This window comes from Pseudomonas sp. GW821-FHT05H12, from assembly GCF_059419385.1.
In genome coordinates, this window is the sequence record NZ_JBWKRS010000019.1 from 77,255 (window position 1) to 89,292 (window position 12,038).

Annotated in this window: 11 protein-coding genes and 2 tRNA genes; 12 read left to right on the top strand and 1 reads right to left on the bottom strand. The window is 57.8% G+C overall.

Annotated features, from left to right (window positions below; all coding sequences use genetic code 11):
• Positions 1 to 2: 2 nt before the first annotated feature.
• A complete protein-coding gene (locus tag AC07SU_RS18095; protein ID WP_178919543.1) occupies positions 3 to 407 on the top strand; it encodes an MFS transporter in 405 nt (134 codons plus the stop codon).
• Between the two features lie 9 nt (positions 408 to 416).
• On the opposite strand, the gene AC07SU_RS18100 is transcribed toward AC07SU_RS18095, so the two are convergent.
• Positions 417 to 725 carry a YhbY family RNA-binding protein gene (locus tag AC07SU_RS18100; protein WP_010206607.1) on the bottom strand — a complete coding sequence of 103 codons (309 nt, stop codon included), beginning with the start codon at positions 723 to 725 and terminating at the stop codon, positions 417 to 419.
• Positions 726 to 830: 105 nt separating this feature from the next.
• Here AC07SU_RS18100 and rlmE point away from each other — a divergent pair, with 105 nt between their 5' ends.
• The 11 genes from rlmE (at position 831) to infB (ending at position 11,978) form a co-directional block, all read left to right on the top strand.
• Positions 831 to 1,481 carry a 23S rRNA (uridine(2552)-2'-O)-methyltransferase RlmE gene (rlmE, locus tag AC07SU_RS18105; RefSeq protein ID WP_010206606.1) on the top strand — a complete coding sequence of 217 codons (651 nt, stop codon included), beginning with the start codon at positions 831 to 833 and terminating at the stop codon, positions 1,479 to 1,481.
• Between the two features lie 200 nt (positions 1,482 to 1,681).
• Positions 1,682 to 3,592: an ATP-dependent zinc metalloprotease FtsH gene (ftsH, locus tag AC07SU_RS18110; protein ID WP_176998427.1), complete on the top strand. Its 1,911-nt coding sequence runs from the start codon at positions 1,682 to 1,684 to the stop codon at positions 3,590 to 3,592.
• A gap of 8 nt (positions 3,593 to 3,600) precedes the next feature.
• The gene (folP, locus tag AC07SU_RS18115) at positions 3,601 to 4,452 is read left to right on the top strand and encodes a dihydropteroate synthase (protein WP_176998426.1); all 852 of its coding nucleotides are present in this window, start codon (positions 3,601 to 3,603) and stop codon (positions 4,450 to 4,452) included.
• A gap of 16 nt (positions 4,453 to 4,468) precedes the next feature.
• The gene (gene glmM / locus AC07SU_RS18120; protein WP_176998425.1) at positions 4,469 to 5,806 is read left to right on the top strand and encodes a phosphoglucosamine mutase; all 1,338 of its coding nucleotides are present in this window, start codon (positions 4,469 to 4,471) and stop codon (positions 5,804 to 5,806) included.
• 66 nt (positions 5,807 to 5,872) lie between these two features.
• Positions 5,873 to 6,628 (top strand): triose-phosphate isomerase, encoded by a 756-nt coding sequence (gene tpiA, locus AC07SU_RS18125; protein WP_016973764.1) that lies wholly within the window; start codon positions 5,873 to 5,875, stop codon positions 6,626 to 6,628.
• A 4-nt stretch (positions 6,629 to 6,632) separates the two neighbouring features.
• On the top strand, positions 6,633 to 7,016 hold the full coding sequence (gene secG / locus AC07SU_RS18130) for a preprotein translocase subunit SecG (protein WP_010206600.1): 384 nt from the start codon (positions 6,633 to 6,635) through the stop codon (positions 7,014 to 7,016).
• Positions 7,017 to 7,038: 22 nt separating this feature from the next.
• Positions 7,039 to 7,124: transfer RNA gene (locus AC07SU_RS18135), tRNA-Leu, on the top strand.
• A gap of 96 nt (positions 7,125 to 7,220) precedes the next feature.
• Positions 7,221 to 7,297 (top strand) — tRNA-Met (locus AC07SU_RS18140).
• Between the two features lie 140 nt (positions 7,298 to 7,437).
• The gene (gene rimP, locus AC07SU_RS18145; protein WP_176998424.1) at positions 7,438 to 7,896 is read left to right on the top strand and encodes a ribosome maturation factor RimP; all 459 of its coding nucleotides are present in this window, start codon (positions 7,438 to 7,440) and stop codon (positions 7,894 to 7,896) included.
• A gap of 47 nt (positions 7,897 to 7,943) precedes the next feature.
• Positions 7,944 to 9,425: a transcription termination factor NusA gene (gene nusA, locus AC07SU_RS18150; protein WP_176998423.1), complete on the top strand. Its 1,482-nt coding sequence runs from the start codon at positions 7,944 to 7,946 to the stop codon at positions 9,423 to 9,425.
• 27 nt (positions 9,426 to 9,452) lie between these two features.
• A complete protein-coding gene (gene infB, locus AC07SU_RS18155) occupies positions 9,453 to 11,978 on the top strand; it encodes a translation initiation factor IF-2 (protein WP_176998422.1) in 2,526 nt (841 codons plus the stop codon).
• Positions 11,979 to 12,038: the final 60 nt, after the last annotated feature.

Genomic DNA, 12,038 nt, shown 5'->3' on the forward strand with positions numbered 1-12,038 from the left:
CTATGCTGTGGCAACTCGCCCAGATGCTTTGGGTGGGTGGCCTATGGCTGCTGCATATTGGTGTTTTACCGGCGTTGGGCCTGATTGGCCTGGCGCCGTTGCTGATCGATGAGATCGACGGACTACTGAGTGCGCTGCTGGTGGGTTTTGCGGCGGCGTGCGTGATTCTTCAGGCGCTGGTGCTGATCAAGGCTGAAGGCCTGGGGAGTTTGTGGCGGGATATTCGCGGCCAACTGCTGTTGATGGCGCTGTATGCATGTGCAATGTTTTGCGCGGTGCATGTATGGTTGCCGGAAGCGTTGCGCTGGCAGCTATTCAGCTATCTTGTGCTAGGGTTTTCCGGCCTGGTGCTGGTTATACAGCCGGCGCCCGGGTGGAGTGGCGGGGCGCGCGAAGCACGCCCGTGACCCTTTGAATCATTTGAAGCGATGAACGTTCGACAGTTGCTTGTTGACGCTGAAGTTCTTGCGATACAGCAGCGCCATCTTGCCGATGACCTGAACCAGGTCCGCTTTGCCAACCTTGCACAGTTCTGCAATGGCAGCCAGGCGCGCCTCGCGGTCGAGGATGTTGACCTTGATCTTGATCAGTTCGTGATCGTTCAGCGCGCGTTCGAATTCGGCTAACACACCCTCAGTCAAACCGTTGTCTGCCACAATCAGAACTGGTTTCAGATGGTGGCCAATGGATTTGTACTGTTTCTTCTGCTCTTGAGTGAGCGGCATAATCTGACCCCTGCGTCTGATCTTGTAAAAAGCGGCGGCCAGTTTACCCGAGGGAGTCCGGGACCGCCCAGTTAATCACGACCCGTTTTATTTTCGAGGTGGCCCGTGGCCCGTTCCAAAACTAGCCTTAAGTGGCTGCAAGAGCATTTCAACGATCCTTACGTCAAAAAGGCGCAGAAGGACGGTTACCGTTCCCGGGCCAGCTACAAGCTGTTGGAGCTCCAGGACAAGGACAAATTGTTTCGCCCCGGCATGAGCGTGATCGACCTGGGCGCCGCCCCGGGTGGCTGGTCCCAGGTGGCCAGTCGTCTGATTGGTGGGCAAGGCCGGTTGATTGCGTCCGACATCCTTGAGATGGACAGCATCCCTGACGTGACCTTCGTGCATGGCGACTTTACCCAGGACGCCGTATTGGCCGAGATCCTGGAAGCTGTGGGAAATTCGCAGGTAGACCTTGTGATTTCCGACATGGCCCCCAATATGAGTGGATTACCGGCTGTTGATATGCCGCGAGCCATGTTCCTGTGCGAGTTGGCACTGGATCTGGCCGGGCGGGTATTGCGCCCGGGTGGTGATTTTCTGGTCAAGGTCTTCCAGGGTGAAGGCTTCGACGAGTACCACAAGAACATCCGCAAGCTGTTTGACAAGGTACAGATGCGCAAGCCGGACTCTTCCCGGGACCGGTCTCGCGAGCAATACCTATTGGCGCGGGGGTTCCGTGGCATTGAAGGCGCCGCCAGCGATGAGCGTCTTTAAAGGTTTGAAGGGAGTCGATAGGTTTTTTTATATCGCTTTCGTCACGAAGCTTTACGAATATTGTGTAGTCAAAGTTTCACAAAGGGTTACAGACGGCGCCTGCCAGAGTTGTAGGTAATGTAGTAAGTTAGGCCGGTGAATATCATGCGAAGCGCGCGCCAGTAGCGGAGCTTGCTTCAGAGGGTAGTTAATTGAACGATATGGCAAAGAATCTGATCCTGTGGTTGATCATCGCGGCTGTCCTGGTGACGGTGATGAACAACTTCTCCAGCCCTAACGAGCCGCAGACCCTCAACTATTCCGACTTCATCCAGCAAGTTAAGGATGGCAAGGTCGAGCGCGTAGCGGTTGATGGCTACGTGATCACCGGCAAGCGCAACGATGGCGACAGCTTCAAGACCATTCGTCCGGCCATTCAGGACAACGGTCTGATCGGCGACCTGGTGGATAACCACGTGGTTGTCGAAGGCAAGCAGCCTGAGCAGCAAAGCATCTGGACCCAATTGCTGGTAGCCAGCTTCCCGATCCTGGTGATCATCGCCGTGTTCATGTTCTTCATGCGCCAGATGCAAGGTGGCGCGGGGGGCAAGGGCGGGCCGATGAGCTTCGGCAAGAGCAAGGCGCGCCTGCTGTCCGAAGACCAGGTGAAGACCACTCTGGCTGACGTCGCAGGTTGCGATGAAGCCAAGGAAGAAGTCGGCGAACTGGTTGAGTTCCTGCGTGATCCGGGCAAATTCCAGCGTCTGGGCGGCCGTATTCCTCGCGGTGTGCTGATGGTGGGCCCGCCAGGTACCGGTAAGACCCTGCTGGCCAAGGCCATTGCGGGCGAGGCCAAGGTGCCTTTCTTCACCATTTCCGGTTCTGACTTCGTCGAGATGTTCGTGGGTGTCGGTGCAAGCCGCGTTCGCGACATGTTCGAGCAGGCCAAGAAACACGCGCCGTGCATCATCTTCATCGATGAAATCGACGCCGTTGGTCGCCATCGTGGCGCCGGCATGGGCGGCGGTCATGACGAGCGTGAGCAAACCCTTAACCAGTTGCTGGTTGAGATGGACGGCTTTGAAATGAATGACGGCATCATCGTCATCGCTGCAACCAACCGTCCGGACGTATTGGACCCTGCGTTGCTGCGTCCAGGCCGCTTCGACCGTCAGGTTGTGGTGGGCTTGCCGGACATCCGTGGTCGTGAGCAGATCCTGAAAGTACACATGCGCAAAGTGCCGATGGGTGATGACGTGGCTCCGGCCGTGATCGCACGGGGTACTCCGGGCTTCTCCGGTGCCGACCTGGCCAACCTGGTCAACGAGGCTTCGTTGTTCGCTGCCCGTACCGGCAAGCGTATCGTCGAGATGAAAGAGTTCGAACTGGCGAAAGACAAGATCATGATGGGCGCCGAGCGCAAGTCCATGGTCATGTCCGAGAAAGAAAAGCAGAACACGGCTTACCACGAAGCCGGTCACGCCATTGTCGGTCGCGTCGTGCCTGAGCATGACCCGGTCTACAAAGTGTCGATCATTCCTCGTGGTCGGGCACTGGGTGTCACCATGTTTCTGCCGGAAGAGGATCGCTACAGCCTCTCCAAGCGGGCGCTGATCAGCCAGATCTGCTCGCTGTACGGTGGTCGTATTGCAGAAGAGATGACCCTGGGCTTCGACGGTGTCACTACCGGCGCTTCCAACGACATCATGCGTGCCAGCCAGATTGCTCGGAACATGGTCACCAAGTGGGGCCTGTCGGAAAAACTAGGCCCATTGATGTACGCCGAAGAAGAAGGCGAAGTGTTCCTGGGCCGGGGTGGTGGCGGTCAAAACGCCAGTTTCTCCGGCGAGACAGCCAAGCTGATTGACTCCGAAGTACGCAGCATCATTGACCAGTGCTACGGCACGGCCAAGCAGATCCTGACTGACAACCGCGACAAGCTGGATGCCATGGCGGATGCGCTGATGAAGTACGAGACCATTGATGCCGATCAGATCGACGACATCATGGCGGGGCGCGCACCTCGTGAGCCTCGCGATTGGGAAGGCGGTTCGGGCACTTCTGGCACCCCGCCAGTGGTTCAGAACGAACGCCCTGAAAACCCGATCGGCGGCCCGGCAGCTGACCACTAAGGCTTGAAATGACTTCTGTGTTGTCCTCCACCCGGTTGCCTTGCGGCAATCGGGTTCTTGATTTGGCCCATACGCATGTCATGGGCATTCTTAATGTAACCCCCGATTCCTTTTCCGATGGCGGCCGTTTCAGCCAGCTTGATGCAGCGTTGCGTCATGCCGAGGCGATGGTGGCGGCTGGCGCGACATTGATCGATGTCGGTGGTGAGTCGACTCGTCCCGGCGCCCGCGTGGTCTCTCCTTTGGAGGAGCTGGAGCGGGTGGCGCCTATCGTCGAGCGCATTGCTCGCGAGCTGGACGTGATCATTTCGGTTGATACTTCAACACCAGCCGTAATGCGCGAGGCTGCGCGCCTGGGTGCCGGGTTGATCAATGATGTGCGTTCCCTCCAGCGCGAGGGTGCCTTGGATGCAGCTGCGGCGACCGGGTTGCCGGTATGCCTGATGCACATGCTGGGCGAGCCCGGAAATATGCAAGACAGCCCGCACTATGATGACCTTGTGGGTGAGGTGAGTGGCTTTCTCGCGGAGCGGGTCGAGCAGTGCGCTGCGGTCGGAATTCCTGCGGAAAAGATCATCCTTGATCCGGGATTTGGTTTCGCCAAGACCCTGCAACACAATTTAAGCCTGTTCAAGCATATGGATTCCTTGCATGCCCTTGGTCGGCCCTTGTTGGTCGGTGTTTCGCGCAAGAGCATGATAGGGCTGGCCTTGAACCGTCCGGTGGGTGAGCGACTGTATGGCGGCCTTGCGCTGGCGGCGCTGGCGGTGACCAAGGGCGCGCGTATCTTGCGTGTGCATGATGTCGCGGAGACTGTGGACGTGGTGCGTATGATTGCCGCTGTAGAATCAGCCGAATAAGAATGATGGAGCACTTATGACTAAAAAATACTTTGGCACCGACGGTATCCGTGGTCGGGTCGGCGAGTTTCCTATTACTCCAGATTTCATGCTCAAGCTGGGTTGGGCGGCAGGCATGGCGTTCCGCAGCATGGGCGCATGCCGTATCCTGGTGGGCAAGGACACCCGTATTTCGGGGTACATGTTTGAATCTGCGCTGGAGGCCGGTTTGTCCGCCGCCGGTGCTGATGTAATGCTGCTTGGCCCAATGCCAACGCCGGCGATCGCTTACCTGACGCGTACCTTTCACGCTGAAGCCGGTATCGTGATCAGCGCCTCGCACAACCCTCATGATGACAATGGCATCAAGTTCTTCTCGGGCCAGGGCACCAAGCTGCCGGACGAGATCGAGTTGATGATCGAAGAGTTGCTGGATGCGCCAATGACGGTGGTGGACTCCAGCAAGCTGGGCAAGGTGTCGCGCATCAATGACGCTTCCGGCCGCTACATCGAGTTCTGCAAGAGCAGCGTGCCGACCAGCACCAATTTTGCCGGTCTGAAAATTGTTGTCGATTGCGCTCACGGCGCCACCTACAAGGTTGCGCCGAGTGTGTTCAAGGAGCTGGGCGCCGATGTGACGGTGCTGTCGGCTCAGCCGAATGGTTTGAACATCAACGAAAACTGTGGCTCCACCCATACAGAGCAACTGCAGGCGGCCGTGCTGGCTGAGCATGCGGACCTTGGTATTGCCTTCGATGGTGATGGCGATCGCGTGCTGATGGTTGATCACACCGGTGCTGTGGTCGATGGTGATGAGCTGTTGTTCATCATTGCCCGCGACCTGCATGAGCGTGGCAAGCTGCAAGGCGGTGTCGTGGGTACGCTGATGAGCAATCTTGGGCTGGAACTGGCCCTGGCGGATTTAGGTATTCCTTTCGTTCGCGCGAATGTGGGCGACCGTTATGTGATCGCAGAACTGTTGGAGCGCAACTGGCAGGTGGGGGGTGAAAACTCCGGGCACGTCGTGTGCTTCCATCACACCACGACGGGCGATGCCATTATTGCCGCGCTGCAGGTGCTGTTGTCCTTGCGTCGTCGTGAAGAAAGCCTTGCCCAGGCCCGTCAGGCGCTGCGCAAGTGTCCTCAAGTGCTGCTCAATGTGCGCTTTGCGGGCGGTGAAAATCCGATCGAGCATCCGGCTGTCAAAGAGGCCTGCGAGCGCGTGACCCTGGCAATGGCGGGGCGTGGGCGGGTGCTGCTGCGCAAGTCCGGCACAGAGCCCTTGGTGCGTGTCATGGTCGAAGGTGATGACGAAATACAGGTTCGCGGCCATGCCGAAGACCTGGCAAAACTGGTAACTGAAGTTTGCGCCTGAATTCGGCTTGCCAGTGATGATGTGGTTGGGTAACATCTGCGCCCACTTTGACCGACGAGGTACAGCATGCGTCGCACTATGGTAGCTGGTAACTGGAAGATGCACGGTACCCGCGCCAGTGTCGCTGAGCTGATCAACGGCCTTCGTCACTTGGCCTTGCCAAGCGGTGTTGATGTCGCGGTTTTTCCACCTTGCTTGCATATCAACCAAGTGGTTGATGGCTTGAAAGGCAAGTCGATCCAGGTCGGCGCGCAGAACTCTGCGGTGGAGCCGATGCAAGGTGCGTTGACTGGTGAAATTTCGCCGAGTCAGCTGGTTGATGCGGGTTGTTCCTATGTGCTCGTTGGGCACTCCGAGCGCCGTCAGATGATGGGCGAGCGTGATGGGACACTCAATCGCAAGTTCGCAGCGGCACAGGCTTGTGGCTTGATTCCAGTGTTGTGCGTAGGGGAGACCCTTGCAGAGCGCGAATCGGGCAAGACTCTTGAAGTTGTCTCGCGTCAGCTGGGCAGCATCATCGAGGAGCTGGGTGTCGGTGCGTTTGCAAAGGCAGTAATCGCTTACGAGCCGGTCTGGGCCATTGGTACCGGGCTGACTGCTACACCGCAACAGGCGCAGGATGTGCACGCAGCCATCCGCGCACAGTTGGCGGCAGAGAATTCTGAGGTCGCACAAGGTGTGCGGCTTCTATACGGCGGCAGCGTGAAGGCGGCCAATGCGGTCGAACTGTTCGGCATGCCGGATATCGATGGGGGGCTCATTGGTGGAGCTTCCCTGAATGCAGATGAGTTCGGTGCGATCTGTCGCGCCGCGGGAAACTGAAAAAATGCTGGAAACAGTCGTAGTCGTTTTTCATCTGTTGGCTGCCCTGGGCGTAGTCGCCCTGGTTTTGTTGCAACAGGGTAAAGGTGCGGATGCTGGTGCGTCTTTCGGTGCAGGTGCTTCAAATACTGTGTTCGGAAGCCAAGGTTCCTCTACCTTTCTTAGTAAGTTTACTGCTATACTTGCCGCAGGTTTCTTCATAACCAGCTTAGGGTTAGGTTACTTTGCTAAAGAGAAAGCTCATGTGCTGACTCAAGTAGGTTTGCCAAACCCAGCAGTGTTGGAAGTACCAAAAGCAAAACCGGCTTCTGATGATGTCCCGGTGCTTCAAGAGCAAAAGTCGGCTACTCCAGCGACTGACGTACCTCCAGCTCAAGAGCAAAAGTAAGAAGGGTTGTAAGCGCTGTATTGCCGAGGTGGTGGAATTGGTAGACACGCAACCTTGAGGTGGTTGTGCCCATAGGGTGTAGGGGTTCGAGTCCCCTTCTCGGTACCAATTATCAGGAGAGCCCGCAGTTGCGGGCTTTCTTGTAGGTGGAAGGTTACATTGACCCTGTAAGGGATCGGTCGTATACTTCCGCCCCAGCTTTGTCGCGGGGTGGAGCAGTCTGGTAGCTCGTCGGGCTCATAACCCGAAGGTCGTCGGTTCAAATCCGGCCCCCGCAACCAGTTTTAGCGGAGCCCCTTTTAAGGGGCTTTTTGTTAGCTGGACACTTTCAACGCCGCTGTTCGACGGCGTTTCAAGGATGGGCGTTTCGCCCATTTTTTTATTTTGCACAGCATGCACATACATGCACGAGGGGGTTCAGGTGTCGAGCAAGCTAGAAGAGTTGCAGGCCTTGTTGGCCCCGGTGGTCGTGGCCCTAGGCTATGAATGCTGGGGTATTGAGTTTTCGGCTCAAGGTCGCCACTCAATGTTGCGCGTTTATATCGATAAAGAGGGCGGCGTGCTGGTGGACGATTGTGCCATTGTCAGCCGTCAGATCAGCGGTGTCCTGGATGTTGAAGATCCAATTTCCGTTGAATACACCCTCGAAGTTTCCTCGCCAGGCATGGAACGCCCACTGTTCACTATTGATCAGTTTGCAAAATTTGCCGGTGAACAAGTGAAGATCAGGCTGCGATCTCCCTTTGAAGGGCGACGCAACTTTCAGGGCCTTCTGCGCGGTGTAGAAGAACAGGATGTCGTGGTGCAGGTAGACGACCATGAGTTCCTGTTGCCGATCGATATGATCGACAAGGCCAACATTATTCCCAGTTTTGACTGAGACGCGGATCCCGCGGATCCAATGGCTTGCGAAAGGCGAGGCGTACGATGAGCAAAGAAGTACTGCTGGTTGTTGAGTCGGTATCCAATGAAAAGGGCGTACCGGCAAACGTGATTTTTGAAGCGCTGGAGCTGGCTCTGGCCACTGCTACCAAAAAGCGTTTTGAAGACGAAGTTGATCTGCGTGTGGAAATCAACCGCCACACCGGTGCCTATGAGACTTTCCGTCGCTGGACGGTCGTCGAAGAAGCCGATCTTGATGATCCGGCCATCGAAACCTGGCCGAGCAAGGTTGCGCAAACGCACCCTGGCGCCAAGGTCGGTGATGTCGTTGAAGAAAAGATCGAATCGATCGAATTCGGCCGTATTGCTGCACAGACCGCCAAGCAGGTCATCGTGCAGAAGGTTCGCGAAGCCGAGCGCGCTCAAGTCGTTGACGCCTATCGCGAGCGCCTGGGTGAAATCATCTCCGGCACCGTGAAAAAAGTCACCCGCGACAACGTGATCGTCGACCTGGGCAACAACGCCGAGGCGTTGCTGGCCCGCGAGGACATCATCTCCCGCGAAACCTTCCGTGTCGGCGTGCGTCTGCGTGCGCTGCTCAAGGAAATCCGCACCGAAAACCGTGGCCCTCAGTTGATCCTGTCGCGTACCGCGCCGGAAATGCTGATCGAGCTGTTCCGTATCGAAGTGCCGGAAATCGCCGAAGGCCTGATCGAAGTCATGGCTGCGTCCCGCGACCCGGGTTCGCGCGCCAAGATCGCGGTCCGCTCCAAGGACAAGCGCATCGACCCGCAAGGCGCCTGCATCGGTATGCGCGGTTCGCGCGTCCAGGCAGTGTCGGGCGAATTGGGCGGTGAGCGTGTGGACATCGTCCTGTGGGACGACAACCCGGCGCAGTTCGTGATCAACGCCATGTCGCCCGCTGAAGTGGCGGCAATTATCGTTGACGAAGATGCCCATGCCATGGACATCGCCGTTGGCGCAGACAATCTGGCTCAGGCCATTGGTCGTGGTGGTCAGAACGTGCGTCTGGCCAGCCAACTGACCGGCTGGACCCTGAACGTGATGACCGAATCGGACATCCAGGCTAAGCAGCAAGCTGAAACCGGTGACATCCTGCGCAACTTCATCGACGAGCTGGAAGTCGACGAAGAGCTGGCACAGGTGCTGGTAGATGAAGGCTTCACCAGCCTGGAAGAGATTGCCTACGTACCGTTGGAAGAAATGCTCAACATCGACGGCTTTGACGAAGACATCGTCAACGAGCTTCGCGCTCGGGCCAAGGATCGTTTGTTGACTAAAGCCATCGCTACTGAGGAAAAGCTGGCAGACGCCCATCCGGCCGAAGACCTGCTCTCGCTTGAGGGTATGGACAAGGATTTGGCGATGGAACTGGCGGTGCGCGGCGTAATTACCCGCGAAGACCTGGCCGAGCAGTCTATTGACGATCTGCTCGACATCGACGGCATTGACGATGATCGTGCCGGCAAGTTGATCATGGCCGCCCGAGCCCATTGGTTCGAGTAACTAGGCGCGGCCTGAGGAGAGAAGTGCATGACGCAAGTCACGGTGAAACAACTGGCCGATGAGGTCAAAACACCGGTAGAGCGCCTGTTGCAGCAGATGCGTGAGGCAGGTCTGCCGCACACCGCCGCCGATGAAGGTGTGAGCGACAGTGAGAAGCAGTCTTTGCTGACTCACTTGAAGAGCAGCCACAAGGCGAAAGTGGAAGAACCGCGCAAGATTACATTGCAGCGCAAAACCACCAGCACCCTGCGTGTCGCTGGTAGCAAGAGCATCAGCGTTGAAGTACGCAAGAAGAAAGTCTTCGTACAACGCAGCCCGGAAGAAATCGAAGCCGAGCGCAAACGCGAACTGGAAGAACGTCGCGCAGTAGAAAATGCTGCTCGTCAGAAGGCTGAAGAAGAAGCCAAGCGTCGCGCCGAAGAAGAAGCGCGTCGCCAGCCTGCTGCTGCGCAACCTGCTGCCACTGAAGCGGTCGCCGCGCCTAGCGCGCCAGTAGAAGCTGTGCGTGAGGCCGCTCCGGTTGCCCCGGCGCCAGCCCCTGCTGCCGACGCTCGCAAACGTGACGAACCTCGTCGTCCGGACAAACCACGTGCTGACGATAACAATCGTCGCGGTGGTGGTGGCGATGGCGAGCGCAAAAACGCTCCGCATCGCGCTTCGGTGAAAGAGAAAGCGCCTGCTCCCCGCGTTGCCCCACGTACTACCGACGAAGAAAGCGATGGCTTCCGTCGTGGTGGTCGCGGCAAGGCCAAGCTGAAAAAACGCAACGCCCACGGTTTCCAGAGCCCAACCGGCCCTGTCGTGCGTGAAGTGAAGATCGGCGAGACCATCACTGTTGGCGACCTCGCTCAGCAGATGTCGGTCAAGGCTGCTGAAATCATCAAGTTCATGTTCAAGCTGGGTACTCCGGCCACCATCAACCAGGTACTGGATCAGGAAACTGCTCAACTGGTTGCTGAAGAGCTGGGCCACAAAGTGACCCTGGTCAGCGACACCGCCCTGGAAGATTCCCTGGCCGAGTCCCTGAAGTTTGAAGGTGAAGCAGTATCCCGTGCGCCAGTCGTGACCGTAATGGGCCACGTTGACCACGGTAAGACTTCCCTGCTCGACTACATCCGTCGTGCCAAGGTTGCTGCTGGCGAAGCCGGTGGTATCACCCAGCACATCGGCGCATACCACGTTGAAACCGACCGTGGCATGGTGACGTTCCTCGATACCCCAGGCCACGCCGCGTTTACCGCAATGCGTGCCCGTGGTGCCAAGGCGACCGACATCGTGATCCTGGTGGTTGCGGCGGACGACGGCGTAATGCCACAAACCATCGAGGCTGTTCAGCACGCTCAGGCGGCTGGCGTTCCTCTGGTGGTTGCAGTGAACAAAATCGACAAGCCGGGCGCCGATCTCGATCGCATCCGTAGCGAACTGTCGGTTCACGGCGTGACTTCTGAAGAGTGGGGTGGCGACACTCCATTCGTACCGGTCTCTGCGAAGATGGGTACCGGCGTTGACGAACTGCTCGAAGCCGTTCTGTTGCAAGCCGAAGTGCTGGAACTGACCGCTACGCCATCGGCTCCTGGCCGTGGTGTCGTGGTTGAATCGCGCCTCGACAAGGGCCGTGGCCCGGTTGCAACCGTCCTGGTTCAAGACGGTACCCTGCGCCAAGGCGACATGGTCCTGGTCGGTTCGAACTACGGCCGTGTACGTGCCATGCTCGACGAGAACGGCAAGCCAATCAAGGAAGCAGGTCCTGCTATCCCAGTCGAGATCCTCGGCCTGGACGGTACTCCGGACGCTGGTGACGAGATGAGCGTGGTAGCCGACGAGAAGAAAGCCCGTGAAGTGGCTCTGTTCCGTCAAGGCAAGTTCCGCGAAGTCAAACTGGCCCGTGCTCACGCCGGCAAGCTGGAAAACATCTTCGAGAACATGGGCCAGGAAGAGAAGAAGACGCTTAACATCGTCCTCAAATCTGACGTACGTGGTTCCCTCGAAGCGTTGAACGGCGCCCTGAACGGCCTGGGTAACGACGAAGTGCAAGTGCGCGTTGTCGGTGGCGGTGTCGGTGGTATCACCGAGTCCGACGCCAACCTGGCACTGGCTTCCAACGCTGTACTGTTCGGCTTCAACGTGCGTGCCGATGCCGGCGCTCGCAAGATCGTCGAGCAGGAAGGCCTGGACATGCGTTACTACAACGTCATCTACGACATCATCGAAGACGTCAAGAAAGCCCTCACCGGCATGCTTGGCAGTGACGTTCGGGAGAACATCCTGGGTATCGCCGAAGTTCGTGACGTGTTCCGCTCGCCGAAATTCGGCGCGATCGCCGGTTGCATGGTGGTTGAAGGCACCGTGTACCGTAACCGTCCAATCCGTGTACTGCGTGAAGACATCGTTATCTTCGAAGGCGAGCTGGAATCCCTGCGCCGCTTCAAGGATGACGCTTCCGAAGTACGTGCCGGCATGGAATGCGGTATCGGCGTCAAGAGCTACAACGACGTCAAGGTTGGCGACAAGATCGAAGTCTTCGAGAAGGTTCAGGTTGCTCGCAGCCTCTAACTCGCGCACTTCCGGAGCCACGCGGCGTGTGGGCATGCAAATGCCCCGCGCAGCGTACGG